Source organism: Streptomyces sp. PT12 (assembly GCF_003311645.1).
Classification (GTDB): Bacteria; Actinomycetota; Actinomycetes; order Streptomycetales; family Streptomycetaceae; genus Streptomyces.
Map to the genome: position 1 here is coordinate 47,705 of NZ_QEST01000177.1, position 26,468 is coordinate 74,172.

Genomic DNA, 26,468 nt, shown 5'->3' on the forward strand with positions numbered 1-26,468 from the left:
CGAGGGGCCCGGCCGACCCGCCCCGTTCGCCCCGCCCGCCCTGTTCAGTCCATGATCATCCGCACGCCGCCCGTCGTGCGGCCGTCGCCGCGTTCGCGTTGGCGGCGGATCGTCCAGGTGCCGGGGGTGATGCCCGTGGCGCCGTGTTCGGGGTGGATGAGGTGGCGGGGGCGCTGCCCCGGGTCAGGGCGATGGCCAGGCCCTGGGCGTCCCTGACGTGCGGGGTCCAGGCGCATGTGCCCGGGTCGGCGACCAGGGTGTGGGGGGTTGCCGCCGTTCGCGCCGCGCGGCTGCTCGACGCCTCCGGGCTCGACGTCCCGCCAGCGGGCCCACGGCGAACGGGTCACCCGGGGCAGCTCGGAGAACGGGACGACGATCAGGTCGCCCTGCGCCTGGATGCCGTCGACCACCGGGATCGACAGCGAACGCTCCAGATGGGCCAGGACGCCGAGCCCCGTCCGCTCGGTCAGCTCGGCCAGGGTCAGCGGGGTGTGGTGCGTCATGGATGTCACCGTTGGCGGCGTTGATGAACAGGGCCGTTTCATGTGCGGCGTCGTACCCGGGCGTACCGCGCGCCTGTCAGGCCATAGGTCCAGCCCGCGGCGGCCACCGGGTCGTCGAAGTACCCTGGGATGGCGAGGCCGTAGCGGCGGCGCCTCCCGTCGGGCTCGACCGAGCCGTTGGTCGCGACGACGAGGCGGGCCGACGCGCCCCACACCCGCGGGGGCACGTCGTACAGGGACAGGGGCGAGCCGGGGTTGCCAGGGTCGGCGGCGGTCGAGGCCAGGCGCAGCCCGGCCTCTTCGATGTAGCGGTCCCAGCCGAGCCGTTCGATGGCGGCCCCGCGGACCTCGATGTTGGCCTCCCGGTGGATCAGTTCGGGCGTGGGCCCCTCGACGACCCACCGAGGCACGGTCGTTCCATGTAACGCGTACAGTTCCTCGCCGTCCCCGAACCGCACCGCTGGACCGTCGTCCCTGCGCAGCCGCAGCCCGCCGACGCGGCCACCGGGCAGCGACTCGGTATGTGTCTCGACGGGCCGCTCGGCCATCACACACACCCGGGGGCCGGGCCACCACCAGCCCGTCGAGTGTGCCAACTCGGCCCAGAGCCAGACCAGTTCGGAGTCCGGCCACAGCGCGCGCGGCCCGCCGAGCCACTCGTCGCGCACGGCGTGCGCCAGCGCGATGGCCTGCCGGGACATGTCGGAGATCGGCGGCGCCACGGCGCTCACCCGAGAGAGGCGGAAGCCGCCTTTCGAACGGTCATGAACGGAAGCGTGTTATCACCGGCGCGCCCTTGGCAACGGCGTTTTCCGGCGGGGGCGCCTTCGCGCAACGGCGTTGATCCGCAGGGGTGTTGCCCGCGCGCGAAGGGACCCGCCGCGCGCCTGGCCTGTGTCGGCGGGCGCGGCGGGTCCCCGGGGCGCAAGGCCCCTCGGGTGCGGCTTAGAGGGTCACCTGGCCGTTGCCACCGTCGAAGACGATGTCGGAGCAGGAGTAGAAGTTCTCCTGGCTGTCCGAACGGATCCAGTGGATCATCATCAGGTGATCGCCGCTGCGGTCGGGCAGCTGGAGGTCCCAGTAGTAGGCGCCGCCGTTGGAGCCCGCGCCGCCGCGCTGCGGCGGGTCGGTCACCGTCTGGATCTCCTCGAGGTCGTCCCAGCCGAGCGGCTGGGTCGGGCTGTAGCCGTCCTTGGTGAGGTAGACGACGAAGTCACCCGGGTGAGCGGCCCAGTTGCTGTACTCGATCTCGATCGTCGAGCCCGCGGTGAGGTGCGTCTTCGGCCAGTCGTTGCGCGGCGCGTTGTACGCCGAGAAGTCGTACGGGCTCCTGTCGCCCGCGCTGCATATCGTGCCGTCGGGCACATAACCCGGGCCCCGGCCACCGGCGTTGGAGTCGAGCACGGCGAACCAGTTGTAGAGCGGCGTGGTGCCGCTCTGCTCGACGGCGGCGGCGCAGGCGGGGTTGGACGGCATCTGGTTGCCGCTCGCGAGCATGTCCTCGTAGCAGAGGAACGTCCGCGATCCTGGGGACATGGCGACACCGTGGGCCGCGGCGGGGGTCGGCAGACTCGTGACGACGAGCGCCAGCAGCGCGGCGCCCAGCAAACTCAGCAGGCGCGCGTCGCGGCGCTTGGCCGTCCTCCGGGCGGTGCGTCGGATGAACATGTGGGGGGATCTCCTTCGGAGAGTAAGCCGTGCGATGGGGCCGTGGGAGCGCTCCCGCAAAGCAACGTAGCGCCGATCGGATCGTTGCGTAACCGTTCGCGCAACACCTCTTGCGCGCCCTCCGCGATTCGGCGAGATCTGCTGCCTGTGGGGGTGGCCGCGCCGGGCGCCCCTTCCGTACCCGGCGCGCGCTGCCGCGCACGTCGCGCGCCCTAGGTGTGGGTGCGCTCCCATGAGTTGGCCCGGGGGCGCGTTTTCGGCCATGTGCCCCGGGCTTGCGCGCCCGCGCGGCGCGGCGGGGTGGCGCGGGGCCGCGAGGCGATAGGTTCCGCGTGCCGGGGAACGCGCATCCGAAGCTGCGGTGACAAGACGAGGAGCGGCATGAACGACAACGGCGGCGCCACGGGCGCCAACGGCGGCAACGGCGAGGGCCTGGGCAGCGGCAACGCCCAGTACGGCAGGAAGAAGTTCCGCCGCTCGCGGAGCCACTTCACCGATCGCATCACGGCGGACGGCGCGGACGGCTGGCCCGTGGAGGCCGGGCGGTACCGGCTCGTGGTGAGCCGGGCCTGCCCGTGGGCGAGCCGGGCGCTGATCTCGCGGCGGCTGCTCGGCCTTGAGGCGGCGCTGCCGATCGCCGTGACCGATCCGATCCAGGACGACCGCAGTTGGCGCTTCACGCTCGACCCTGACGGGCGCGATCCGGTGCTGGGGATCCGCTACCTGGCCGAGGCGTACGACGCCCGCGAGACCGGCTATCCGGGCGGGGTCAGCGTTCCGGCGATCGTGGACGTTCCGAGTGGGGTTCTGGTCACCAATGACTACCTTCAGATCACTCTTGATCTGGCCACCGAGTGGACCGCCCTGCACCGCCCTGGCGCGCCCGATCTCTATCCCGAGGCGCTGCGCGACGAGATCGACGACGTGGTGGAGAGCTTCTACGAGGACGTCAACAACGGTGTCTACCGGGCCGGGTTCGCCACCGGGCAGGCGGAGTACGAGGCGGCGTACGGCGATGTGTTCCGCCGCCTCGACGCGCTGTCCGAGCGGCTGGCCGACCGCCGTTACCTGGTGGGTGACACGATCACCGAGGCGGACATCAGGCTGTTCACGACGCTGGTCCGCTTCGACGCCGTCTACCACAACCACTTCCGCTGCAACCGCTCGAAGATCGCCGAGGATCCGGTGCTCTGGGCTTATGCGCGCGATCTCTTCCAGACACCCGGCTTTGGTGACACGGTCGATTTCGATCACATCAAGCGGCATTACTATTTGGTGCACACCGGGATCAACCCCACCGGCATCGTCCCCGCCGGTCCCGATCTCTCCGGCTGGCGGACGCCGCATGGCCGCGAGGCGTTGGGCGGGCGGCCGTTCGGGGAGGGGACTGCTCCGGGGGCGCCTCCTGTTGATGAGGAGATTTCCGGGGTCGGGCGGGTGTAGGGAGGGGCTGCGGGCGTCCAGCCAGTAGCCGCCCGCCCCACAAACCAAGCGCTCAGCGCGCCACAAACTGCGTAAGAATCGCCTGCACCTCGTAAATGTCCACACCCTTGGTGAACGTCTTCTCGATCGGCGTCGGCGTGCCTGATATCCAGATCTTTAGCTCGGCATCGAGATCGAACGTGCCCGCCGTCTCCACCGAGAAGTGCGTGATGCTGCGATAGGGCACCGAGTGGTACTCCACCTTCTTGCCGGTGATCCCCTGCTTGTCCACCAGGATCAGCCGCCGGTCGGTGAGCAGGATGGTGTCCCTGATCAGCAGGAACGCGGCGTATATCTGCTCGCCCTGGCCCAGCAGCCGGGCGTAGTCCCGCTGTGCGGACGCCGGATCGATCGCGTGTGCGTTCCCGAAGAGTGCCATGCGAATGCCCCCGTTTCGCGACAGTTGTGCGCCTTGCTCACCCTCTTAACGCGGCCGGTCGCGGCGGGGTTCCCGAGATCGCCGCCGTTCCCGGCTTGCCGTGTACATGGCCGGAAGTGGTCCGCGCGCGCGTGCTGCCGCGTTCGCCCCATGGTCAGGGGGGCGCCGCGTCTCTACCATCTCGCCTGGAAACGTTGGCACTTGGGGGGAATGTGCCAGTCTCCCGCGGTGGCCCGCGCGCCCCCGTGGGACCTCCGAGTGCCCAGCGCGGCACATCACATCGGAGGGGACCCACGTTGAACGACTCGACCTCGTCACGCCCCGGTCGCGGGCGGGGCATCGCCGCGGCCATCGCCGGGGCCGTCCTCATCGGCCTCGCGGCGCTCCAGCCAGCCGCCGCCCACGACGGCACGCGCACCGCCAAAGCCCCCGCCCCGACCACTGCCCCGACCTCCGCCCCGACCACTGCCCCGACCCCCGCCCCGACCACTGCCCCGTCCAGCGCCGCGGGCGGCACCGCGGCGAGCCCGGCCGAGATCGCCAGGGCCGACACCTACTGGACCAAGGAGCGCATGGCCGCCGCCACGCCCGAACTCCCGCCGGACGTCGGCGAGGACGAGCTGGCGGACGCCCTCGCCGACGCCGAGGCGGCGAACGCGCTCCCCGCGCGATCCGCCCCCGGCGCCGCGCCGAAGCGCACCGCCACCACCGCCACCACCGCCACCGATGAAGCCGATGAAGCCGACGACCCCATCGGCGCCACCGCCGTCACCCAGGCCCAACGCTGGGGCGGCCAGGGCCAGATGCCCGCCACCACGACCGGCAAGGTCTACTTCACGCGCGGCGACGGCAGCGGCGGCTTCTGCTCCGGCAGCGCGGTCACCGCCGCCAACAACAACACCGTCTGGACCGCGGGCCACTGCATCCACCCGGGCGGCACGGGCCCCGGCACCTACTACACGGACATCGTCTTCGTGCCCGACGCCGACAACGGCCTCGAGCCGCACGGTCAGTGGAGCTACAAGTTCGCCAACACCACCATCGGCTGGCAGGACAACGGCGACTTCGCCTACGACCTCGCCGCCATCGCCGTCTGGCCGCAGGGCAGCCGTGGCGACCTCGCGGGCTGGGTGGGCTCCCAGGGCTACGCGTTCGGCTCGGGCCAGACGTGGGCCTCGCTGCACGCGCTGGGCTTCCCGGCCGCGGGCTACCAGCGGAACGACTTCTCGGGGAACGACCTGTGGTACTGCGAGGGCCCATCGACGGCCGCGGGCGGCGACATCAGGATGACGTGCGACATGCGCAATGGAACGAGCGGCGGCCCCTGGCTCGACGACCTCCAGACCGCGCGCGGCTGGGGCTACATCGTCGGCGCGTACAGCTACCACTACCTCGACGGCAACGGCAACTACGCGGACCAGTTCATGTACTCGGCCAACCACGGCGACGGCGCGATCAACGTCTACAACGACGTCTCCGTGCGCTGACCCCGCCCGGCACCGGGGACCACCCCCGGTGCCCCCGGCGCCCGAGCCCCGGGGTGTTGAACGCGTTGAACGGCGTGAACGGATCCGCGCGCCTCGCCCGTTCACCCGCCCGTTCACCCGCCCGGCGGCCCACCGCGCGGCGCGGTTCTGCCATTCGGTCTCGCTCGGGCCCGAACGGCGTGCCACGCGCCGTGGAAGGCGCAGGGGATGCCTACCGTCCTCGCCATGACGACAACAGACGACTTCGTGCTCGACGTCACCCGCATCCGCGACCAGGCGAGGCAGCGGATGGAGAAGGGTCCCGTGACCGACACCTACGGCGTGGACAAGGACCGGGTGATCTCCATCCTCAACGACGTGATCGCCACCGAGGTGGTCTGCTGGCTCCGCTACACGCGCCACGCCATCGCCGCCACGGGGATCGACAGGGCGCAGGTCTCGGCCGAGTTCACCGAGCACGCCAAGGAGGAGATGGACCACGCGCTGCGCGCCGCCGAACGCGTCTCCCAGCTCGGCGGCGACCCCGACTTCGACCCCACGACCCTGGCCGAGCGCGCCCACACCGACTACGCCACCCCGGCGGACCACGAGCTCAAGGCCATGCTGGAGAACAACCTCCTGGCCGAGCGCATCGTCATCTCGACCTATCAGGAGATCATCCGCTGGCTCGGCGACCACGACCCGACCACGCGCCGCCTGATGGAGTCGATCCTGGAGGAGGAAGAGGAGCACGCCGACGACCTGGTCGACCTGATCGGCACCTGAGAGCGCGGAGCCCCTGTCCGGCGGCGGCGGGAGAGGCCCCCGCCGGACAGGGGGTTCATCGGTGGTGCGGGGTGGTGCGGGGTGGTGCGAGGGGGCGTGTTACCAGGGGAGGAGCCTGAGGAGGCCCGCGCGCAGGGCCTCCTTCGTCGTTGTGGCGAGCGCCGTGCTGCCCGCCGATCCGGGGGCGTGCTGGGCGTGGGAGGCGTGGCCCGCGTGCTCCGCCTGGCCCGCGGACGAGGCCGGGGCCGAGGCGGGGGCGGCGTCGGCCGCCAGGGCCGCCTCGGCGACCTCGTCGGCGGTCAGCGTCTGGCCGTTGTCGTAGGTGACCTCACCGTTGCCGCCGTCGAAGACGACGTCGGAGCAGGAGTAGAAGTTCTCCTGGCTGTCGGAGCGCGTCCAGTGCACATAGATGACGTGCTGGCCCGAGCGGCTCGGGAGGTTGACGTTCCAGTAGTAGTGCCCGCCGTTGGAGCCCGCGCCGCTGCGCTGCGGCGGGTCGGTGACGGTGCTGATGCGCTCCAGGTCGCCCCAGCCGAGCGACTGGGTCGGCGACCAGCCGCTCCTCGTGATGTAGACATCGAACCTGCCCGGGTGGTGGGCCCAGTTGCTGTGCTGGAGCTCGATCGTCCGGCCCGAGGTGAGATGCGTCTTCGGCCAGTCGGCGCGGGCGGCGTTGTAGGGGGCGAAGTCGAACGGGCCCCTGTTGCCGCCGCTGCACAGCGTTCCGTCGGGGATGTAACCGCTCGTGCGGCCGCCGCCGTTGGAGTCGAGCACGGCGAACCAGTTGTAGAGCGGCCCGGTGCCGCTCTGCCGGACGGCGTTGGCGCAGGCCGGGTTGGTCGGCATCTGCGTGCTGCTGTTCCGCTGGAGGTCCAGGTAGCACAGGAACGTGCGCGAGCCCGGCAGCATCGTGGCGCCGTGCGCCTGCGCCTGGGTCGGCAGCGACGCCATCACCAGGGCGAGCAGGGCCGCTCCCAGGACGCTCAGGAGGCGGAATCTTCTGGCCGATGGCCTTCTTCGGCGGGTGGGTTGCGTGGACAAAGGGTTCTCCTCGGGAAGAGTCATGGGAGCGCTCCCGCGGGCAAAGTAGCGCCGCTTCGCTCATCCGATGAGGGCGCGTTCACGCCAAAGCCAAGGATGTGTGCGGGGTGTGGTGGCCGATTCACGGCTGTTCCACGGAGAGGGCGCGCGGGCGCGGGCGGAGGGGGCCCGCGCGGCTTCGCGCGCCGGGCGGGCCCCACCGGGGTCAGGAGACCCGGAACGGGCGCATCATCGCGTGGTCCTCGTGCTCCAGCAGGTGGCAGTGCCACACATAGTCCCCCGGCTCGTCGAACGTCGTCTTGACGCGGACGACGTGGCCAGGCCGGACGCGCACGGTGTCCTTGGGGCCGAGCTCGGAGGAGTCGGGGGGCACTGGCTCGTCCAGGTGGATGTCCGACAGCGCGCCCGTGTGTGGGTCGATGTCGGCGATGAACGGCGTCTCGTCGAGCACCTGGAACTGCACCAGGTGCAGATGCACGGTGTGGGTGTCGAGCGTGATGTTGTAGAACTCCCAGATCTCGGTGTCGTTCAACCCGGGGTTCTCGGTGACCGGGTCCGACCAGCTGAGCCCGCCCTGTTCCACGGTGCCAAGACGCATCGTGGCCCCGTGCCCGCCGTCATCGGCGGCCGTCCCCTGCTCGCCGCCCTCCAGCTGCGTGAGGTCGACGAGCAGCAGGCGGCGGGTGCGCGCCGGTTCCGTCGTGATCGTGTAGGGCGCGTCGCGCAGCGTGCTCGGCGGCGTCACGTCCGGCACGTCGGCGTTGAACGGCTGGCTGACGCGGAACTGGATGACCCGGCTCGCGGGCTCGGTGACCGGGGTCCCGTAAGGGAAGGGCGTCGCGGCGCTGTTGGTCAGGTCGAACGTCCCGCCCTCGGCGGCCGAGAAGTCGGCGATCAGGTCGATCCGCTCGCCAGGGGAGAGCAGCAGCGGCCGCTCCAGCGGGACCGGGCTCTCAAGGAAGCCACCGTCGGCGCCGATCACGGTGAACGGGATGGGCCAGCGGCCGCCGAAGGCCAGCCGGTAGATGCGCGAGTTCGAGGCGTTGAGCAGCCGGAACCGGTACCGGCGCGGCTCGACCTCCAGATACGGCCACGCCTTGCCGTTGACGCAGATGACGTCGCCGAAGTACTCCGAGTGCCCCGGCGGCCCTTCGAGCCGCCACGCGGGGTCGGGGTACGCCAGCTGCCCGTCGGGCCGGAACGTGCGGTCCTGGAGGATCATCTCCACCTCGTAGGGCTCCGCGGGCAGGTGGCCATCGGCGATCAGCGCCAGCTCGGTGTCGTCGCGCATCAGGTAGAACCCCGCGAGGCCCGCGTACATGTTGAGGCGCGTGATGCCATGGGTGTGGTCGTGGTACCAGAGCGTGCCCGCGCCGCGCAGGTTGGGGTAGGAGAAACGGTTCCCCGCGTAGCGCGGCCCGCCCACGCCGGTGGGCGTGTACCACGCGTCGGGGTGGCCGTCGCTCTCCGGCCTGGTCCTGCTGCCGTGCAGGTGCACGACCGTCGGGACGCCCTGGTCCGCGATCGTGCGGCCCGAGCCGCTGAAGGCCCAGTGGATCGTGTCGTCGACGGGGAACAGGTGCTCGAACGGCAGGTCGTTCGCCCACTCGACCTCGATGGGGTGGTTGTGGCGGGCCACAAAGGTGGGGCCAGGAGAGGTCACCGGGAGACCACCTCTGCCGCCCCGACTCGGTTTCTGACCGTATCCCCACACCGGGGTGAGCAGTCCCAGATCCGCGCCGATCATGTCCTGTGCCGTCTGGCCGATCACCATGCGGCGCTTCCCGCCGTCGAGCATCTCGATGCGCGAGAGGCGGGGCAGCGCGTTGACGAAGTAGGGGATCTCATGGGCATCGGCGATGGGCGACAGATACTGCGGGTCGACGACGGACGGAAGGGGCGCGGCCCGGCGCGCGGTGACGGGAGAGGCGGTTGCGGCGATGGCCCTCGCGGGCGCCGCGCCCGCGCTGTTGAGCAGCAGCGCACCGCCAGCGAGTGATCCCGTTCGCAGGAGCGATCTTCGATTCAGCACGAGTCATCTATCTCATCCGAAGTGCGGATGATCGCGCATGACCGCCGCGCTTGCTGTGGACGGAGTGCGCGCTTTGAATCGTGCGAGTGAAAACGCGGCCCACGCGGCGCGTCGCCGACGCCAGGGTCGGCGGTGCTCGTCACCCCACCGCGCCCATCGGTCAGGACCTGGGCCTTGTTCGTTGCGGGGCTGTCAACGCTGGAGACCGAGAATGATGCGGATCGCGTTCTCGACGTTGCGCAGTTCGGCGGGTGGGAGGAGGCCAAGCCGTTTGCGCAGTCGGGACTTCGCCACCGTGCGCAGATCGGCGCAGTTCACGTAGGACTCAGCGTATTTCGTCAACCCGGAGTCAGAACCGACCGGGATGTGGGTGGCCCGCGGGCCGGTGGTTCCGGTGATCAACGCGACGGTGACCGACGCAAGTGGTTCAGCGACGCGGCTGACCGTGAGGACGACAACGGGGTGAGGGCCGAGAGGCTGGGGCAAGGCGCACCCCCAGACCTCCCCGCGCAGAGGCCGAACGCGCCGCTGCCCTCCGGCGAGCCCGCGAACAGGTCAGCGCCGCACCCGTGCGCCGCTTCGCCGGTCAGTGGGCCGTGTATGTCGCGGTCGAGCGTGCCCCGGACCGCGCGGCCCGTCTGTGCGCGCTGGAGGCGCGTGCCGCCGAGACCGACGACTTGGACGAGGCCCGCGCCATCGCCGCCGAGATCGGTGTCATCCTCGATACAGCCGTTGCCGAGGCCGGTGTTGAGCCCGGGCAGAGCCCTCTGTGAGCGATAGAGATCAGTGAGCGGTGGGAGTACGACCCCGGCGCCGAGCACGTCAACGAGACTCCTCGACGAGAAGGCGGGCGGGCTCGAAGGGGCGATCCCGGCGACGTTGAGACGTGACGCGTACGTCACGTGCGAGCTCCCGCCCAGCCCCTGTTCGGACAGGGGGCACGGTTGTCGATCGAGAACGGCTCGATCCTGGTCCCCAGGGTGGCGCGGGCGAGGAACGGCTCGTGCGTCAAGGACCGGCCGCGGTCAGAATCTGTCCTCACCGTCTGTCTCCTCACCGTCTGTCGTCGCGTGGTCGTCGCCGCGCACGTCGAAGACATGGAGCCCCGCGTCCCCGGCCACGGCGAGGCGGCGGCCCTCGGGGTCGAACGCCGCGTCGACCACCGTGGCGTTGGTCCTGATCCAGCACAGGGGGCGCAGCGCGGGGAGGGCGAACAGGCCGATCAGGCCCGCGCTCGCGATCACGGCCACATGGGTCTCGCTGGCCGTGACCCTTCTGAGGGAGATCACGGGGCCCTCCCTCGCGTTGCCGCTCAGCAGCCCTCCCGTCATCCAACGGGCGGTGGGGGACACGTTGTTCTCGCCGGTCACGGGCCGGAGGGGCCACAGGAGAAGGCCCTGCGCCGTGTAGTCGTCGCGCGAGACGGCGGCGACGACCAGGCCGCCCGACGGGGTGAAGCAGAGGCCGTCCCAGCGCCTCAGCCCCTCGGGCGCCGTCAACTCGGCGGTCACTTCGGCGTTTTGACGGATCACTCGTGGCTGCTCGAACCAGGAGGCGACGACACGGATCCGCCCGTCGCGCGCGGCCGCGACCCTGGTGGGGACGGAGGACGGCACCACCTCGTCCCGGTCCGGGGTGTCGGGGAGGCGCCGGGGCGCGCGGTGCCTCCAGTCCTGCTCGGGTGGGTCGGGGTCGACGGCGAACCAGCTCTTGTCCCGGCTGCGGACCCGGAGCGTCGCCCCTTCGGGGGACCACTCCACCTCGCGCAGGGCCGCGGGGCCTCCGCCGCTCCTGGCGCCCCTGGGCGCGTCACGCCGCCACAGCCTGATCACCCGCAGGCCCGTCGTGGTGGCGATGACGCCGCCGTTCGGCCGCCACGCCAGCGCGTCCCTTCGGCTGTGGTCCACGCCCAGGGCGATCTCCCCCGCGGGCACGGGGAGTCGGCCATCGGCCAGCTCGGCGTCGGGGGGCACGTGCCACAGCGACAGCGCGAGCTGCCCCGTCTCGGGCCGCCACCCGCGGATCGCCAGCTGGTCGCCTTCGGGCGACCAGGACGCCACGTCGCTCCGCGCCCCGGCCCGCCAACGGACCTCCCCCGCGAGGGGATCGAGCAGGAGGTGGCCGAGAACGGCCGTGCCGCCGCCCGGCCGCCACGCCAGCCTGTCCGTCCGCCCGGCCGGGGCGGGAAGCTCGGGGACGGGCAGGGCGCTCTCCCGCGCCGGGCCGCGGAGGTCCGTCCAGCGCCACAGCCGGATCTCCCTCGCCCTCTGGTACCACCGGCTCGTTCCGCCGACGAGCAGGCCGCGCTCCGGGTGCCAGTCCAGGGTCCGCCGCATCATCCTGTGGTCACCGCGCCCGCCGGGGAGGAGCGTCGGCTCATCGCCTGACCCCGGCGTCCACAGCAGCACCCCTTCGGCCGAAAGCACCGCGAGGGAGAGGGAGTCGGGGGACCAGCGGAAGTCCGGCGTGAACGACTCGGGGAAGCCGCGCTCGCGGGAGAGCCGCACCGCGTCGGTCTCCGCGCCCGTCGCCGGGTCGTGGACGGACAGGGTGGCGACGCCGTCGCGGTCGCGTTCGCCGACGAGGGCGAGGCGGGTGCCGTCGGGGCTCCAGCGGACGCGGTCGACGACCGCGCCCTCGATCTCGGCCGAGCGCACCGTGCGTCCATCGGCGGTGATGATCCGCAGCTGGGGGCCATAGCCGACGGTGGCGAGCAGCTGCCCTTCCGGGTGCCAGGCGATGTCGTGGCACGCGCCTTCGGGGTGGGCGGGGAACGAGCGGAGCAGCGCCTCGTCGTCGCGGTCGGGGGGCGGGTGGCGGGCGACAAGCCCGGGGATCTCGCGCACGCGCAGCTCGTCCAGGGGCGAGGGGCTGCCGAACAGGCGGGTGGCCAGAGTGAGTTCGATGTCGTGCGCGGCCAGGCCCCCGGTGAGGAGATGGCCCTCGCGGCGCAGCAGCTCGCCCAGCTCGCGCGCGTACGCGTCGCCGCCCGCGCCCAGGTCGGCCTCGACCGCCGCGGGCCCCGAGGCGGCGAGGCGGGCGGCGAGGAAGCGCGGCTCGCGGAGCAGCGATGCCAGCTCGTCCGCGCGCCCGGCCTGGCGCAGATGGAACGCCAGGGTGGCGAGGAACGGACGTTCGTCTTCGGGGAGTTGGTGCCAGCCGCCCGCGGGGCGCAGCGCGTCGAGCAGGTGGGCGCTGACCTCGGCGGGCCGCCCGGGGTCCCTGCGGCGCAGCGCCTCGCGCGTGACGTCGTGCAGGCGAGGGCCGAGCCCGTCGCCCCCGGTGACCAGGGAGCGGCTGGTGAGGCGTTCGGCCTCGATGCGCGTGCGCAGGTCGCTCAGGCCCCACAGCCGCCGCAGCACCCGGTGCGGAACGGCCTCCCCCGCGGGGAACGCGGCCAGCGAGACCAGGCGTTGGCGTGAGTCGTCCGGCAGGTCGGCCAGGCTCAGCTCGAGGGTGCGGGCGATGCCGCGGGTCGAGTCGGCGTCGGACAGCTCGTCGAGCGCCGTGATGCCGTGGCCGTCCAGCTCGTCGAGGAGCGCGGTGACCGCGTCGTCCGCGCTCATGCCCTGGCCGTCGACCAGGCTCCGCAGGATGCCGGAGAGCAGCCCGAGCGCCAGCGGCCAGCGGCCCACGCGGCGCAGCAGCGGCGCGACGTCCGCGCCGTCGCCGAGGACCGCGGTGGCCTCCGCCTCGGTCATGTCGTCGATCCTGATCTCCGTCCCGAGGTCGCCGAGCAGGCCCGAGCGGCGCGTGGTGACGAGCAGCGGGGCGGCGTCGACGAACGGGCGCAGGTCGGCCGCCGACCACACGTCGTCGACGACGAGCAGGGCGCGCCGGTCCCCGAGCGCGGTGCGGAACGCCTGCGCGGCGGCGGGCACGTCGGCGTAGGGCGCGGGGGCGGATCGGCTGAGCACGGCGGCGAGTTGGGCCAGGGACGACACGATCCGCGCGGCGGTGGGGCGCTGGCCGAGCTCGACCCAGAGCACGCCGTCGGGGAAGCGTTCGCCGATCTCGGGGGCGCGGCACACCCAACTGGCGAGCGATGTCTTGCCGTAGCCGCCCGCGCCGCACAACGCCACGTTCCCGGAAGACGCCAGGTTCCCGGACAACGCCAGGTTCCCGGAAGACGCCAGGTTCCCCGAAGGCGCCAGGTTCCCGGACAACGCCAGGTTCCCGGAAAGGGCGTTGACGATCCGGCGGCCCAACTCCGGCCTTGGCACGAAGCCGAACGGCGGCGGCGGCGCCATCGCGGGCGGCGCGGCGGCGAGGGCCCCGGGCAACGCGATGTCGCCGTGGACGGTGCCCACCTGGAGGACGGTGGACGCCTCCCCGGAGAAGTCGTTGCGCGTCTTGGCCGCGTCCGCGTCGTCGGTCACGGATCAAGTGTGGCGGACCCCGCCCTGACCGCGGGCCCGGGCGGCCGGTCAGCCCGCGTCAGCCCGCGTCAGCCCGCGTCAGCGTACCCGGCCGTGAGCCGCCGCAGGGGCTCGCCGACGCGCTGGGCCAGCGCGTCGCGCGGCGTGGTCAGGCGTTCGATGCGGTCGTCGAGGTCGGTGAGGCGGCGGCGGATGACCGAGGCGGGCAGGCCGCAGGTCTCGTGCTCGGACGCGGTCCGCCTGGCGAGGCTGCCGCGCGCCTCGGGCGGCAGCCCGTCGAGCGAGCGCACCAGGGTCGCCACATCCTGGACGGTCAGCCCCGAGGGCCAGCAAGTCCCTTATGGCGCCCAGCCGTTGTACATGTCTCTCGTCATATCTGCGGTGTCCTGACGGGAGTCGGTCGGGGGCGAGCAGGCCGCACTCTTCGTAGTACCGCACGGCCCGTGTGGTCAGCCCGGCCGCCGCCGCGGCGTCCCCGATCCGCATAGCCCGCCCCTGTCTTGGTGCCCCTCGATCACAACTCCACCAGCACCGAGCCGACATGGCGGCCCTCAAGGAGCTCGTTCAACGCCTGTGGCGCGCGCTCGATTCCCGTGAGCGTGGCGTGCGGGAAGGTGAGGGTGCCGTCCCGCAGCCCGCGCCCGATCTCCCGGTGGGCCTCGGGCACCAGGTGCGCGTGGTCGAGGCCCGGCATGCCCCTGATCACCACGCCGCGCGAGATCAGGCCGAGGGTGTCGAGCTCGACGGGGGCGCTCGTGCCGCCCGACGCCTGGCCCGACATCCCGCCGAGCAGGGCGACCCGCGCGCCCCGGTTGGCCAACGCCAGGGCGGCGCCTGCCCGGGCCCCGGCTCGGGCACGGGCACGGGCACGGTCGCGATCTCGAAGTGCCCGTCGTTCAGGGGCCCTTGGGGGCGGGCGGCGAGGCGCACCTCGCGGTGGTGGCGTGCGGGCGCCCGACGTTCAAACGTGACGTCCACGTCAATGTCAAGCCCCGATAACCCCGGGTGCCGCGCCGCGCCGCGATGATAGGAAGGCCGAATGACGACACGCCCAAGTCAGGAGCCCGAGCCCGCGACCCCGTTCCACGACCTCGACGCCTTTGTGGACCTGCCCCGCGTGGAGCGCATCGCCCTGTCACGCGACGGGCGGCGCCTGGTGGTCTCCGCCGCCACGCTCAACTCCGACCGCACCCGCTATGTGTCCGCGCTGTGGGAGGTCGACCCGGCCGGTGAGCGCCCCGCCAGGCGGCTGACCCGAGGCGACAAGGGCGCCTCGGGGCCCGTGTTCACCCCGGGCAATGACCTGCTGTTCGTCTCGGCGCGGCCCGAGCCCGGCGCGTCCGACGACCGGGACGCCCCCGCGCTGTGGGTGCAACCGGCGGGCGGGGGCGACGCCCGCGTCCTGGTCGCCCCCGCGGGCGGCGTGTGGAACGCGGTGGTCAGCGACTCGGGAACGCTGCTCGTCGGCGCGGCGTTGCTGCCGTCGGCCGATGACATCGAGCACGACGCCCTGCTGCGCGAGAGCAGGAAGAAGGCCAAGGTCACCGCGATCCTGCACGAGGACCCCCAGGTCAGGCTCTGGGACCACGACCTCGGCCCGGCCGCCACGCGCCTGCTCGCCGCCCAACTCCCCGACGGCGAGGGCGAGGTGGCACGTGCGGCGAGTCTGGCGGACGCGGTGGACGCCGCGCCGCTGGCGCCGCGCGACATCACCGGGCACGTCGGCCGCGCGCTGCACGAGGACGGCGGCTGGGCCCTCTCCCCCGACGGCTCCACGGCCGCCGCCGCGTGGGTGGTGCCGGAGGAGAAGGGGTCGCAGTGGTTCACGCTCGTGGCCGTCGACGTGGCCACGGGCGAGCGCCGCACGCTGCTCGACGACCCGGCGCTCGACGTCAGGGGCGCGCCCCGTTTCTCGCCCGACGGGACCCAGCTCGCGGTCACCGTCTTCCGCCGCTTCACCGCCGACGACCCCGGCGACGCCTGGCTCGTGCTCGTGCCCGTCGCGGGCGGCGAGCCGCGGCACCTCACGGCCGAGTGGGACCGCTTCCCGCACACGCCCGACTGGACGCCCGACGGCTCCGCGCTTGTGCTCTCCGCCCACGACGGGGGGCGTTCGCCGCTGTGGCGCGTGGACGCGGCGAGCGGCGAGGTCACCCGGCTCACCCCGGACGACGGGGCGTACGACTCCCCGCGCGTGTCGCCCGACGGGCGCTGGGTCTACGCGCTGCGCTCCGCCATGGACGCCCCGCCCGCGCCGGTGCGCGTCCCGCTCGACGGCACGGGCGGGTATCAGCAACTGCCGGGCCCCGCCGAGGCGTTGGGCCGCCCCTCGACGCTGCCCGGCACGCTCACCGAGGTGACGACCACCGCCGATGACGGCACCCCCCTGCGCGGGTGGCTCTCGCTGCCCGCCGGCGCGTCGCCCGACCGTCCGGCGCCGCTGCTGCTGTGGATCCACGGCGGCCCCGTGATGTCGTGCAACGCCTGGTCATGGCGCTGGAACCAGTGGCTCGCGGTCGCCAAGGGCTATGCCGTCCTCCAGCCCGACCCCGCGCTCTCCACGGGCTATGGCATCGACTTCGTGCGGCGCGGCTGGGGCGAGTGGGGCGGCGCGCCCTACACCGACCTGATGGCCATCACGGACGCCACGGAGCGGCGCCCCGACATCGACGCGAGCCGGGTCGGCGCGATGGGAGGCTCGTTCGGCGGCTACATGGCCAACTGGATCGCCGGGCACACCGACCGCTTCGGCGCGATCGTCACCCACGCGTCCCTGTGGACGCTCGAGCACTCGGTGCGCGTGAGCGACTACGCGTACGGCTTCGCGCGGGAGTTCACGCCGGAGATCGCGGAGGCCAACTCGCCGCATCTCTTCCTGAACGACATCAGCACGCCGCTGCTCGTCATCCACGGCGACAAGGACTACCGCGTCCCGCTGGGCGAGGCGCTGCGCCTGTGGGCCGACCTCCAGTCCAAGGACGGAGCGGCGGACGGGTCGATTCCGCACAAGTTCCTTTACTTCCCGGACGAGAACCACTGGGTTCTGACCCCGAACCACGCCAAGATCTGGTACCAAACGGTCTTTGCGTTTCTCGCCCAGCACCTGCTCGGCGAGAAGTGGCAGCGGCCCGAGCTGCTGGGCTGACGCCCCGCGCGTCGGCCACCGGGGTCACCGTTGCGCGTTCGCCTCGTCCCGGCCGCTGATCGGCTGGTCGCCGCCCTGGACGGCGAACACCGTTCCCGAGTCCCTCGCGGTGTTCGTCTGCTCTAGGCGCGGCGGGGCGGGCGCGGGATGCCCCGCGCCGCCGCTCGCGCCGCCGCCGTCGCGCCCGAGTGGGCCGCGGGCGGCGGCGGCCTCGCGCGCCTCGCGTACCTCGCGCACCAGCCGGTCCAACGGCTCGCGGCGCGCCGGGTCTTGGCGCAGCAGCCCCTCCAACTCCAGTGTCCAGAACGCCAGGAGCGCCCGCCGCACCTCGGCGGGCGCCTCGGCGTCCCGCACGAGGGCGGCGTTGTTGTCGAGTTGGGCTTCGACCGCCGCCCTGCCCCTGCGCCCGGCCGTCCGGTTGAGGAGCGCGGCGAAGGCGTTCCTCGTGCCCTGCCACAGATCGGTGGCCATCGCGGCGACGAGCGCCACGGCGCCCGCCCCCGCGAGCGCGGCCAGTTCCTCGTCCACATGAGCCCCTTCGTCTCGGTCCGGCCTCATCGGTCCCTGGCCGGGTGGATGTGCTGTGTGCCGTTCTGCGTGGCGTAGATGACGCCGTGTCCCGTCGCCTTGTTGACCATGTGCGCGGGCGCGTTCCCGTTGCCGTTGCCGTTGCCGTTGCCGGTCCCGTTCGCGTTCGGGCCATCGGGCGGTGGCGGCGGCGCGTCGTTCACCGCCTGGCTCAACGGGCTCAACGGGCTCGGCAGGCCGGGGAGGCCGGGGAGGTGCAGCCACGCCTCGCCGCGGTGCTCCTTCGCCGTGAAGGTGACCGCGGCGAACGCCTCCGGGGCGATCCCCGGGTAGCCGTGCCTGACCGTCTCGTCGTGGAAGTGCCGCGACAGCACGGCCGCCACGGCCACCGCCTCAGGCGCCTCGGCCAGCGCCCGCCGCGCCGGGGCGGCGTCGAGCAGCCGCGCCAGCACTTCGAGCGGCCACCCGCTCACCCCGCCGTCCCCGGCCACGTGGACGTCGCCCGCGTGCAGCGCGACCCTGACGCGGACGCGCGTGGCGTCGCCCGCACGGGCGTTGTGCGCGCGCAGCCGCACCGCGAGCTCGTGGAGCAGCGGATGCACGAGCCTGGCCTTCGATGCTCCGGCAGGGGCGACGATCCGCAGGCCGTCGCCCAGGTCGTGGCGCAGGCAGGCGTCCCAGGCGATCCCGCTCTCCTCCAACGCCTCGCGCAGCGCCGCCGCGAGCACGTCGCGGATGGCGAACAGGGCGGTGTTGCCGCGCCCCGCCGAGCGTTCGATGTCGACCGCGAGAACGGCCCGGTACTCCAACTCCCGTTCGTGCCAGCCCATATGACTCTCCTCGGATGCGGTGGGGCCAGGGTGTCCAGTGTCCGCCGATCCCCCGCGCCGGCGGTGGACATCCCCGGGGCCCCACCGCGATCTTCCGCGCGGTGCGCTCCCTCCACCGTGCCGTCCGCGCGTGGCCGAGATCCCGTCGTCCTACGGGTTCCCGCCGGATTCCCCGGGATACTGGTCGCCATGGCGGTCAACGACACGGCGGGCGGCGGCCGGGGCGCGAACGAGGGAATGAACGAGGGAGGGAACGGGGGCGCGAACGGGAGCGCGAACGCGGCGGCGAGCGCGAGAGCGCACGCCCGGCGCCCGCGCGACGTGTGGCCCTGGCCCGCGGCGAGCCTGCTCGGCAGCCTTGGACCGCGGGCGCGCGAGCACCTTCTCCAGCTCGGCGCGCGGGCGCGCTACCCCGCCGACCGCGTGCTGATGCGCGAGGACGAGCACAGCACGTTTGTCCTCCTCCTGCTCGACGGCGTGGTCAAGGTGACGGGGCGCACGCATGACCACCGCGACGCCCTGCTGGCCGTGCGGATGGGCGGCGACCTGGTGGGCGAGCTTGCCGTGGTGGACGGGCAGCCGCGGTCCGCGACCGTCACCACGTGCGGGCCCGTCGTCGCGCGCATGGCGACGCGCGGCGCGTTCCTCGACTGCGTGCGCCGCCACCCCGAAGTCGCCCAGGCCGTCGACGAGTCCATCGTCGCCAAGCTGCGCGCCGCCACCGCGCACCGCGTCGACTTCACCGGCTGCGACGCGGCCACGCGCCTGGCCCGTGTGCTGCACCAGATCGCGATGACCTATGGCGAACGCGTCGGGCAGGGCGCCGTCATCCGCTGGCCGATCACCCAGCCCGAGCTCGCCACCCTGTCGGGCGCGGCCGAGCCCACCGTGCACAAGGCGCTGCGCAGGCTGCGCGAGACGGGTGTGGTCTCGACCGGCTACCGGACCGTCAGGATCGAGGATCTGGCGCATCTGTCGCGGATAGCGTTCGCCTGAGCCCGCAGTCTGATCGTGCCTGATCGCCACCTAAGCGCTGCCCGATCACGCCCGATCGCTCGCGTGAAACCAGTCGAAAGACGGTTTCCCCGCCCCGGCGCGTTGCTAGCGTGACCGCTGGCGCGCCGCCGTGGGCGGGCGCCGGTTCGCACGCGTGACGGGGGGTTGCGATGGCAGCGGGGGACGGAACGGACCGATCAGGACGCCGCGTCGACGTGGACGGCGACGCCGGAGGGTCGGTGATAGTGGGCGATCACAACGTGATCGTCGATGCCCAGAACGGCTCGACCGTGAGCGTTCTGGTGGGGCCCGAGCGGCCGCGCCCGGTGCGCCGGGACCATGTCGGCCTGCTGCCGCGGCGGCAGCGGGCGCCGCTCGGCCGGGACGCGGAGGTCGCCGCGCTCGCCGCGGCCATCAGGGGCGGCGGGCCCGTCCAGGTGTGGGGCGGGGCCGGGGTCGGCAAGTCGACGCTGCTGCGGCACGCCGCGTGGCTGCTCGAACCCGGCCCCGACGGCGTGGTGTTCCTCGCCCCGGCGCACGGCGACGTCGGCGACCTCGCCCAGGAGATCTTCGAGGCGTGCTACGACGCCCCCGGATACGCCCCGGCGCGCGGCGAGTTGCGGCGCCTGATGACGGGCGTGCGGGTGACCGTCTACATCGACAACGCCGACTTCCCGCCCGCCCAACTCCCCGAGCTGTTCGACGCGGCGCCCGACGCGACGTTCGTCCTGGCAAGCGCGGAACGTTCGTTGGGGAACGACGGCACCGCGTGGGAGATCACCGGGCTCCAACAGGCCGCGGGCCTTGAGCTGTTGGCGCGCGAGCTGCGCCGCCCGCTGCGGGATGGCGAGGCTCGGGCCGCCGTCGCGCTGTGGCAGGCGGCGGCCGGTCGGCCCCTTCCGCTGCTGCGCGCCGCCGCGTTGACGCGGTTCGGCCCCGACGGCGGGGCGTGGCTGCCGAGGCCGGGGGACGTTCCGTCGCTGCTGCCCTCGCTGCTCGACCATGTCGGCGCGGACGCCGGGGTGGTGGGCGTGCTGCGGCTCCTGGCGACCCTGGGGAACGCGGAGTTGGCCCCGGCGCACATCGGCGCGCTCGCGGATGTCCCCGACGCCGCGGGGATGTGCGAGCGGCTGAGCGGGCTCGGCCTCCTGGACGCCACGGAGCGCGGCTACCGCTGCGCCGCGGACGCCGAACGCGCCGTGCGCGCACGCCTGTCGAGGCCCTTTCCCGTCGACCGGCTGTGCGCGCATCTCATCGCGTGGGCGGCCGACCCGGGAACGGCGCCCGCGGACGTCGCGGCCCAGGCCCCGCTCCTCGAACGGGCCGCCGATCTCGCCGAGCGCGCCGGGCGATCCGACCTCGCGGTGGGCGTCGCGCGGGCGTCGTCCGCGGCCCTGGCCCGTTCGCTGCGCCTGGGCGCGTGGGGGCGGCTGCTCGGCCGCGGCTGGGGCGCGGCGCGCCGCTCGGGCGACCGGCGCGCGGAGGCGTTCTTCCTGCGCGAGGAGGGCGTGCGCGCGCTGCTGATCGGCCGCCGCGTCGTCTCGGCCGTGCTGGTGGCGCAGGCGGCGTGGCTGGGCCGCGAGCTGCTGAACGCCGACGCCGCCGAGACGGCACCGGCCGCACCGCGACCGGACCCCCCGGCCCCCGAGGTCCCGGCCCCCGAGGCCCCGTTGCCCGAGGTCCCGGCCCCCGAGGTCCCGGCCCCCGAGGTCCCAGCGCCGGAAGTCCCGTTGCCGGAAGTCCCGTTGCCGGAAGTCCCGTTGTCCGAGGCGCCGTTGTCCGAGGTGCCCGATCCCCAGTCGCCCGCGCAGGACATCGACGTGGTGTCCTACATGGCGGACAACGGCTACACCCCGGCCGACCCCGCCGCACCCCCCGACCCCTGGGGCGGCCTCGAACCGCCCCCCTCCGCACCGGAGTTCGGCCCCCCGGACGTCGGAACGCCGAGCACCGGAACGCCGAGCACCGGCACGCCGGATGTCGGCACGCCGGATGTCGGCTCCTGGACGAGCTGGGCGGGCGACGGGGCGGCGAGCGGCGCGCAGTCGGCCGTCGGCGCGGGCACGGTGGGTACCGGTGGCGCGGTGATGAGCGGGGCGTTGGTCTCGGCGATCGTCGGCGGTGCCCTCGCCACGGCCGTCGCCGCGGTCATCGGCGTCATGGCGCTGACCGGCGACTCCGACCCGGAGCCCGAGAACACCGGCCTCGCGGGCACGTGGGTGATGGACACGGGCGGCGTGTGGGAGATCAGCGCCGACGGCCAGGACACCTACGCGGTGGCGTCCGACAACGCCGTCTGCGGCCTCACCAGCTTCCAACTCACCGGCGGCGACGGCCGTTTCACCGGCATGCAGCCGTGGTACGACCTCTCGACATGCGCCTCGCTCGGCGAGGGGGCCGTCACCCTCGACCTGGCACCCGACGGCGCCACGGCCGAGGTCGAGGTCGCCAGCCCACCGGGGCAGCCCCCGTGCGAGATCCAGTGCACGGCGACGCTGACCCGCCAGGACGACCCGTTGTGACGAAGAAGGAGGACGCGCCATGGCAGCGAGGCAGGGCGACCACACGGAGATCCACATCGGCGGCGACGCCCATGGACCCGTGATCGCGGGAAACGACAACCGCGTCGAGACCCGACGCCCCGACCCCGAGCCCGCCACCCAGACCAACACGGCCTCGGACAACGCGACGATCTACGCCGTTACCCAGGGCGACCTGCACGTTCACCACGACGGCAACGCCCATAGAAACAACGCCACCTGAAACACGGAGCGCTGTCACGACCCGCGGCGTGGCTTGCCGCGGCCGCCGTTCTTCGGGGTGGCGCGGCGGCGTGTGGTCCTGCCGCTCGCCGGGAGGTTGCGCTTCGCCTGCGCCTGCCCCTGCGCCTTCTTGGCCTGCTTCGGCTGCTTGGCCTGCTTGGCCTGCTTGGTCTGCTTCGCCTTCTTCGGCTGCGGCGGGGTGGGGCGGCCGCGGGAGCTGTTGACCGTTCGCCCGCGGACGATCCCGATGAACTGCTCGACCAGCTCGGTCGTTTCGTCCTCCGGCCACGACAGCGCGACCTGTGACGTGGGGGCGTCCACGAGCGGGCGGTAGGTGAGGTCCTTGCGGTGGTGCAGGCGGGCGAGCGACTGCGGGACGACGAGGAGCCCCACGCCCGCCGCGACCAGCTCGATCGCGTCGCGCGTCGTCGCGGGGCGCTCGTTCGCGGGGCGGCCGGGCGGGCGTTCCCAGACGAGGGTGTCGTCCAGGGGGTGCAGCACGACATCCTCGGCCAGGTCGTCGGCCGCCACCTCGTCGACGGCCGCCACCGCGTGGTCCTTCGGGACCACGACCACCGTCGTCTCGATGTAGAGGGGGATCACGCTCAGGCCCGTCCGGTCGATCGGCAGCCGCACGAAGGCCGCGCCCGCCCGCCCCGCAGCGCGCCGACCGCCTCGGCCGCCACCACCATGTCGAGGGTCAACGGCACCTCGGGCAGCCGTTCGTTCCAGATCCGCACCCACTTGGTCGGCGTCACGCCAGAAACGTATGCGAGCCGAAACGAAGGGGGCACATCCGAGCCTGTCACGTCGCCAGGCTATCCGGTCGCGTTCCACGTGCGGCGCTGTCCGACCCGCTCGCTACGCTGGACGGCATGACGTCGCACCCGAGCACCCAGACGATGAAGCCCGCGACCGCGGCGAAGAAGCTGGGTGTGTACCTCCAGGCCACTCCCGCCGAGTTCCAGGAGGGCGTCGTCTCGCGCGACGAGCTGCGGGCGCTCCAGACCGATCCGCCGGAGTGGCTGCGGGAGTTGCGGCGCGACGGCCCGCACCCGCGGCCCGTGGTCGCGGCCAAGCTGGGCGTCTCCATCGCGGGCCTCGCGCGCGGAGGCGTGACGGAAGCGCTCACGACGGAGCAGATCGACGCGTTGAAGCGCGACGAGCCCGAGTGGCTGCGCCGGGAGCGAGCCACCCAGGCCGAGGTCAGGAAGGAGGCGGCGCGCATCAAGGCGAGGAAGGACGCCGCGGACGCCGAGCCCCCCGCCCGCCCGCGCCCCTGACCCCTCTGGCACAAAGCACGGCAGCGCCCCGGGGGATGCCGTCGACGCCGGTCAGCAGGTCGAGCTGCCGCCACGGTGATCACATAGCCTGACCGCGTGCGGGCCGCCTCGGGGCGGCGTGGAGGGGGAAAGTCATGCGAAGACGTGTCGTGTTCGCCGTGCTCACGCTGTTCACGGGGGCGCTGGCGACCGGCGGCGCGGGAGGGGCCAGCGACGACGAACGGCCGCCCGCGGCCTCTGCGTCGCCCGCGGCCTCCTCGTCGCCCGCGGCCTCTGCGTCGCCCGCCGCCTCCTAGTCGCCCGCCGCATCAAAGGAGGCGGCGCCGGAGCCCGCCCTCACGCCGGATCCGCCGCGGCTTGGCATCGAGGGCTCCACCGTCCGGGAGTCCACCCACCCCGAGGACCGCGACCTGCGGACCCGGATGTCGATCACGGTCGAGGGCATCTCCTGCTTCCGCGGCTCGCCCGTGGACGCGGCCTCACCCGGGACGGGTCCCGCGCGTGCCTCGTTACGTTGACCGCGCATGACGCGTACGCCAACGAGGCACCGCCACCCGCCCGTTGCCGACGGCGGCCCTCACCCGCTCGGCCCCGCATCACGGAAGACCCCGCGCGCCCCACCCGCCACAAGCGCCCGTGAAAGGCAGGTCACGCAATGAGCACCATGAGCAGCAGCAACGCGTTCACCCATGGCACGGCCCCCGGTGCCCTGCCCGTGCTGGGACACGCCCCGAGCCTGATGCGCGACCCCCTGGGCTTCTTCGGCTCCCTGTCACGGCACGGTGACCTGGTCACCATCCGCCTCGGCCCCCGAAGGGCCCATGTCCCCTGCCACCCCGAGCTGCTGCGCCACATGCTGGTCGAGTACCGCACGTTCGACAAGGGCGGCCCGCTCTACGACCGGGCCCGCGAGGTGTTCGGGGAGAGCCTGGGGCTCTGCCCGCACGACAAGCACCGCCACCAACGCCGCGTGTTGCAGCCCCCTTCAGCGCCGAGAAGATCGCGGCCTACGGCGCCATCATGGAAGCGCAGATCACCGCGCTCACCGCCTCATGGCGCGAGGGACACGTCTTCGAGGCGTTCCCGGCCTTCTTCCGGCTGAGCGCGAACACGGCGATGCGCATGATCTTCGGCGCCGGATGCACCGACGAGGCGGCCGCCACCGTGCGCCGGTCGATCGCCACGCTCACCCGCGGCCTGGCCGTTGACCTTCTGCTGCCCAAGGTCGTTCAACGCCTGCCGCTGCCCGTCATCCGCCGCCAGGCCAGGGCCCGCGAGACGTTCCTGACCTCGATGGACCGCCTCGTCGACGGCGCGCCCGCCTCGGCGTGTACCGGGACCGACAGGACGCCGTCCGCCTGACGGTGGCGGCCGAGAAGACTCCGTGAGGCGGGGAAGTCGACACTGTGACCGGCCGCGGGCCGCCTCCGACGGAACGGGGTGGGGTGCGTTGACCCGGGACCCGGTCCGTCCCTTCGTCAAGTGCGCTCCAAGAGGTGTACCCGGAAGTGGACTTGCCCCCTCAATGATCGTGTGACTTTCTGGAATCTACCGACAACCGCATGTAATGGTCGGTCAGTGAACGGAGAAGGGACAACGATGAGCACTGCCCACGCGGCAACCACGGGCGACGAGGAGTTCGCCCCCTCCATCAGCACGGTCGCGGGGACCGGGGCTGCGGGGTTCGCCGGGGACAACGGGCCAGCCGCCGCGGCGCAGTTGAAACACCCGTACGGGGTCGCGGTGGACAGCACCGGCGTCCTCTACTTCTCCGACTACAGCAACCATCGGGTCCGGAAGATCACCACGGACGGGAAGATCAGCACGGTCGCCGGCACGGGCACCGCGGGCTCGAAGGGGGACGGCGGCCCTGCCGTCTCGGCCCAGCTGAACTGTCCGCGCGAGGTGGCGGTGGACGGCACCGGTGCTCTCTACATCGCGGATGCCGAAAACCATCGGGTCCGGAAGGTTTCGGCGGATGGCACGATCAGCACGGTCGCCGGCACGGGCGCCGCCGGTTTCGCCGGTGACGGCGGCCCGGCGACCTCGGCCCGGCTGAACAAGCCTTTTGGGGTGTTGGTGGACAGCACCGGCGTCCTCTACGTCGCCGAGTGGGGCAACGACCGCATCCGAAAGATCACGGCTGACGGGAAGATCAGCACGATTGCCGGTACCGGTGCCGCTAGTTTCGGGGGTGACAACGGCCCGGCCGTCTCGGCCCATCTGCGAGCCCCGTACTCATTGGCGCTGGACAGCGCTGGCGCTCTCTACATCGCTGACGCCAGCAATCACCGGGTCCGGAAGATCTCGACGGACGGGAAGATCACCACGGTCGCCGGCACGGGCACCGCGGGCTCGAAGGGGGACGGCGGCCCGGCGACCTCAGCCCAACTGAACCGCCCCTACGGGCTCGTCATGGACAGCACCGGCGTCCTCTACGTCTCCGACTACAACAACCACCGGGTGCGGAGGATCTCGACGGACGAGACGATCACCACGGTCGCCGGCACGGGTGCCGCCAGTTTCGGGGGTGACAACGGCCCGGCCGCTTCAGCCCCGTTGAGCGGCCCCTGTGGGCTCGCCGTGGACTGCGTCGACACCCTCTACATCGCCGACCACAACAACCACCGGGTGCGGAAGATCGCCTCCGCGAAGCTGTCCGGTCTGCCCGAGTCGGGCACGGTGGTCTCCTGGGCCAACGTCCGCAGCAGGCTGCGGATGGGGGTCTACCGGGAGTCCGTCAAGGACGGGGCCGAGATCCACCAGTCCCTCGCCGCCCCGCGGGACCACCAGCGGTGGCGGCTGGTCCCCGTCGGCCAGGACAACGGCGAGGTGCTGTACACGATCGAGAACGTGCGCAGCGGCAAGGTGCTGGAGGTCGTCGGAGCGCAGCAGGCGGACGGGGTGCCGGTCGCCCAACGCGCCTACGAGGGCGTCGACGCACACCACCAGCAGTGGCGGCTGATCCCGGTGGGCTCCGCGACCGACAGCCCGCGGGTGTTCGAGATCGCGAACCGGCACAGCGGTCTGCTGCTCCGGGTCGACACCAACGCCCGCACGGTGATCAAGCAGCGTGGGGCGGAGGGCGACCACCGGAACCGGCAATGGCAGTTGCTGCCCGTGTAGAGCACGAGGGTGCCTCTATGTCTTTCGTCAAGTCCGGGATGCGTAGTTCATGGATTGGTGTC

At 72.8% G+C, this 26,468-nt stretch carries 24 protein-coding genes and 3 pseudogenes; 12 read left to right on the forward strand and 15 right to left on the reverse strand.

The genetic code is table 11. The features are described from left to right. Positions 1 to 44: 44 nt before the first annotated feature. The 3 genes and pseudogenes from DEH69_RS19455 to DEH69_RS19465 form a co-directional block, all read right to left on the reverse strand. Positions 45 to 503: a hypothetical protein gene (locus DEH69_RS19455; RefSeq protein WP_258534784.1), complete on the reverse strand. Its 459-nt coding sequence runs from the start codon at positions 501 to 503 to the stop codon at positions 45 to 47. 38 nt (positions 504 to 541) lie between these two features. Further along, a complete protein-coding gene (locus DEH69_RS19460; RefSeq protein WP_147255710.1) occupies positions 542 to 1,225 on the reverse strand; it encodes a DUF6745 domain-containing protein in 684 nt (227 codons plus the stop codon). Between the two features lie 229 nt (positions 1,226 to 1,454). Beyond that, a pseudogene (locus DEH69_RS19465) lies at positions 1,455 to 2,171 on the reverse strand (lytic polysaccharide monooxygenase); the annotation flags it as partial. Between the two features lie 381 nt (positions 2,172 to 2,552). Here DEH69_RS19465 and DEH69_RS19470 point away from each other — a divergent pair. Further along, entirely contained in the window at positions 2,553 to 3,614 is a 1,062-nt protein-coding gene (locus DEH69_RS19470) for a glutathione S-transferase family protein (protein WP_113688264.1), read from the forward strand. Positions 3,615 to 3,666: 52 nt separating this feature from the next. On the opposite strand, the gene DEH69_RS19475 is transcribed toward DEH69_RS19470, so the two are convergent. Further along, positions 3,667 to 4,032, reverse strand: a complete 366-nt coding sequence (locus DEH69_RS19475; RefSeq protein ID WP_113688265.1) for a PH domain-containing protein — start codon at positions 4,030 to 4,032, stop codon at positions 3,667 to 3,669. 296 nt (positions 4,033 to 4,328) lie between these two features. Here DEH69_RS19475 and DEH69_RS19480 point away from each other — a divergent pair, with 296 nt between their 5' ends. Both DEH69_RS19480 and DEH69_RS19485 read left to right on the forward strand, forming a co-directional pair. Continuing rightward, positions 4,329 to 5,519 (forward strand): serine protease, encoded by a 1,191-nt coding sequence (locus DEH69_RS19480; RefSeq protein ID WP_113688266.1) that lies wholly within the window; start codon positions 4,329 to 4,331, stop codon positions 5,517 to 5,519. Positions 5,520 to 5,744: 225 nt separating this feature from the next. Beyond that, on the forward strand, positions 5,745 to 6,284 hold the full coding sequence (locus DEH69_RS19485; RefSeq protein ID WP_113688267.1) for a ferritin-like domain-containing protein: 540 nt from the start codon (positions 5,745 to 5,747) through the stop codon (positions 6,282 to 6,284). Positions 6,285 to 6,383: 99 nt separating this feature from the next. Here DEH69_RS19485 and DEH69_RS19490 read toward each other — a convergent pair whose 3' ends face one another. From DEH69_RS19490 to DEH69_RS19500, 3 genes are all read right to left on the reverse strand, one after another. After that, a complete protein-coding gene (locus tag DEH69_RS19490; protein ID WP_258534792.1) occupies positions 6,384 to 7,235 on the reverse strand; it encodes a lytic polysaccharide monooxygenase in 852 nt (283 codons plus the stop codon). A gap of 295 nt (positions 7,236 to 7,530) precedes the next feature. Then, complete coding sequence (locus DEH69_RS19495; RefSeq protein ID WP_258534785.1) at positions 7,531 to 9,357, reverse strand: multicopper oxidase family protein; 1,827 nt, start codon at positions 9,355 to 9,357, stop codon at positions 7,531 to 7,533. Between the two features lie 192 nt (positions 9,358 to 9,549). Further along, a complete protein-coding gene (locus DEH69_RS19500; RefSeq protein WP_113688269.1) occupies positions 9,550 to 9,870 on the reverse strand; it encodes a type II toxin-antitoxin system PemK/MazF family toxin in 321 nt (106 codons plus the stop codon). A 56-nt stretch (positions 9,871 to 9,926) separates the two neighbouring features. Between DEH69_RS19500 and DEH69_RS19505 the strand changes: the two genes are divergently transcribed. Further along, a complete protein-coding gene (locus DEH69_RS19505; protein ID WP_258534786.1) occupies positions 9,927 to 10,130 on the forward strand; it encodes a hypothetical protein in 204 nt (67 codons plus the stop codon). 252 nt (positions 10,131 to 10,382) lie between these two features. On the opposite strand, the gene DEH69_RS19510 is transcribed toward DEH69_RS19505, so the two are convergent. The 4 genes and pseudogenes from DEH69_RS19510 to DEH69_RS19520 all read right to left on the reverse strand — a co-directional run bounded on the left by DEH69_RS19510 (position 10,383) and on the right by DEH69_RS19520 (position 14,556). Then, positions 10,383 to 13,736, reverse strand: a complete 3,354-nt coding sequence (locus DEH69_RS19510) for an NB-ARC domain-containing protein (RefSeq protein WP_113688270.1) — start codon at positions 13,734 to 13,736, stop codon at positions 10,383 to 10,385. 68 nt (positions 13,737 to 13,804) lie between these two features. Further along, a complete protein-coding gene (locus tag DEH69_RS32905; RefSeq protein WP_258534794.1) occupies positions 13,805 to 14,038 on the reverse strand; it encodes a hypothetical protein in 234 nt (77 codons plus the stop codon). Positions 14,039 to 14,114: 76 nt separating this feature from the next. Next, positions 14,115 to 14,279, reverse strand: a pseudogene (locus tag DEH69_RS32910) (MerR family transcriptional regulator); the annotation flags it as partial. Then, complete coding sequence (locus DEH69_RS19520) at positions 14,251 to 14,556, reverse strand: hypothetical protein (RefSeq protein WP_113688271.1); 306 nt, start codon at positions 14,554 to 14,556, stop codon at positions 14,251 to 14,253. The gene DEH69_RS19520 and the pseudogene DEH69_RS32910, both read right to left, overlap by 29 nt. A 219-nt stretch (positions 14,557 to 14,775) precedes the next feature. On the opposite strand from DEH69_RS19520, the gene DEH69_RS19525 reads away from it, so the two are divergent. Then, on the forward strand, positions 14,776 to 16,881 hold the full coding sequence (locus DEH69_RS19525; RefSeq protein ID WP_113688272.1) for a prolyl oligopeptidase family serine peptidase: 2,106 nt from the start codon (positions 14,776 to 14,778) through the stop codon (positions 16,879 to 16,881). Positions 16,882 to 16,905: 24 nt separating this feature from the next. On the opposite strand, the gene DEH69_RS19530 is transcribed toward DEH69_RS19525, so the two are convergent. Beyond that, positions 16,906 to 17,409, reverse strand: coding sequence for a hypothetical protein (locus DEH69_RS19530; protein ID WP_113688273.1), 504 nt, complete (start codon positions 17,407 to 17,409; stop codon positions 16,906 to 16,908). A 26-nt stretch (positions 17,410 to 17,435) separates the two neighbouring features. Beyond that, positions 17,436 to 18,239 carry a hypothetical protein gene (locus DEH69_RS19535; RefSeq protein ID WP_113688274.1) on the reverse strand — a complete coding sequence of 268 codons (804 nt, stop codon included), beginning with the start codon at positions 18,237 to 18,239 and terminating at the stop codon, positions 17,436 to 17,438. A 189-nt stretch (positions 18,240 to 18,428) separates the two neighbouring features. Here DEH69_RS19535 and DEH69_RS19540 point away from each other — a divergent pair, with 189 nt between their 5' ends. The 3 genes from DEH69_RS19540 to DEH69_RS19550 all read left to right on the forward strand — a co-directional run bounded on the left by DEH69_RS19540 (position 18,429) and on the right by DEH69_RS19550 (position 21,998). After that, on the forward strand, positions 18,429 to 19,235 hold the full coding sequence (locus DEH69_RS19540) for a Crp/Fnr family transcriptional regulator (RefSeq protein ID WP_258534787.1): 807 nt from the start codon (positions 18,429 to 18,431) through the stop codon (positions 19,233 to 19,235). 260 nt (positions 19,236 to 19,495) lie between these two features. After that, positions 19,496 to 21,757 (forward strand): ATP-binding protein, encoded by a 2,262-nt coding sequence (locus DEH69_RS19545; protein WP_147255712.1) that lies wholly within the window; start codon positions 19,496 to 19,498, stop codon positions 21,755 to 21,757. 19 nt (positions 21,758 to 21,776) lie between these two features. Then, the gene (locus tag DEH69_RS19550; RefSeq protein WP_113688276.1) at positions 21,777 to 21,998 is read left to right on the forward strand and encodes a hypothetical protein; all 222 of its coding nucleotides are present in this window, start codon (positions 21,777 to 21,779) and stop codon (positions 21,996 to 21,998) included. 14 nt (positions 21,999 to 22,012) lie between these two features. On the opposite strand, the pseudogene DEH69_RS19555 reads toward DEH69_RS19550, so the two are convergent. Next, positions 22,013 to 22,806: pseudogene (locus tag DEH69_RS19555) on the reverse strand (LysR substrate-binding domain-containing protein). A gap of 66 nt (positions 22,807 to 22,872) precedes the next feature. Here DEH69_RS19555 and DEH69_RS19560 point away from each other — a divergent pair. Together DEH69_RS19560 and DEH69_RS31630 are read left to right on the forward strand one after the other, a co-directional pair. Continuing rightward, the gene (locus tag DEH69_RS19560) at positions 22,873 to 23,280 is read left to right on the forward strand and encodes a DUF5997 family protein (protein ID WP_113688277.1); all 408 of its coding nucleotides are present in this window, start codon (positions 22,873 to 22,875) and stop codon (positions 23,278 to 23,280) included. 134 nt (positions 23,281 to 23,414) lie between these two features. Continuing rightward, positions 23,415 to 23,576: a hypothetical protein gene (locus DEH69_RS31630; RefSeq protein WP_181727504.1), complete on the forward strand. Its 162-nt coding sequence runs from the start codon at positions 23,415 to 23,417 to the stop codon at positions 23,574 to 23,576. 476 nt (positions 23,577 to 24,052) lie between these two features. Here DEH69_RS31630 and DEH69_RS31635 read toward each other — a convergent pair whose 3' ends face one another. Then, a complete protein-coding gene (locus DEH69_RS31635; RefSeq protein ID WP_181727505.1) occupies positions 24,053 to 24,226 on the reverse strand; it encodes a hypothetical protein in 174 nt (57 codons plus the stop codon). A gap of 74 nt (positions 24,227 to 24,300) precedes the next feature. Here DEH69_RS31635 and DEH69_RS19570 point away from each other — a divergent pair, with 74 nt between their 5' ends. Together DEH69_RS19570 and DEH69_RS19575 are read left to right on the forward strand one after the other, a co-directional pair. Further along, the gene (locus tag DEH69_RS19570) at positions 24,301 to 24,642 is read left to right on the forward strand and encodes a hypothetical protein (RefSeq protein ID WP_113688279.1); all 342 of its coding nucleotides are present in this window, start codon (positions 24,301 to 24,303) and stop codon (positions 24,640 to 24,642) included. Positions 24,643 to 24,879: 237 nt separating this feature from the next. Continuing rightward, positions 24,880 to 26,406 (forward strand): RICIN domain-containing protein, encoded by a 1,527-nt coding sequence (locus DEH69_RS19575; protein WP_113688280.1) that lies wholly within the window; start codon positions 24,880 to 24,882, stop codon positions 26,404 to 26,406. Positions 26,407 to 26,468: the final 62 nt, after the last annotated feature.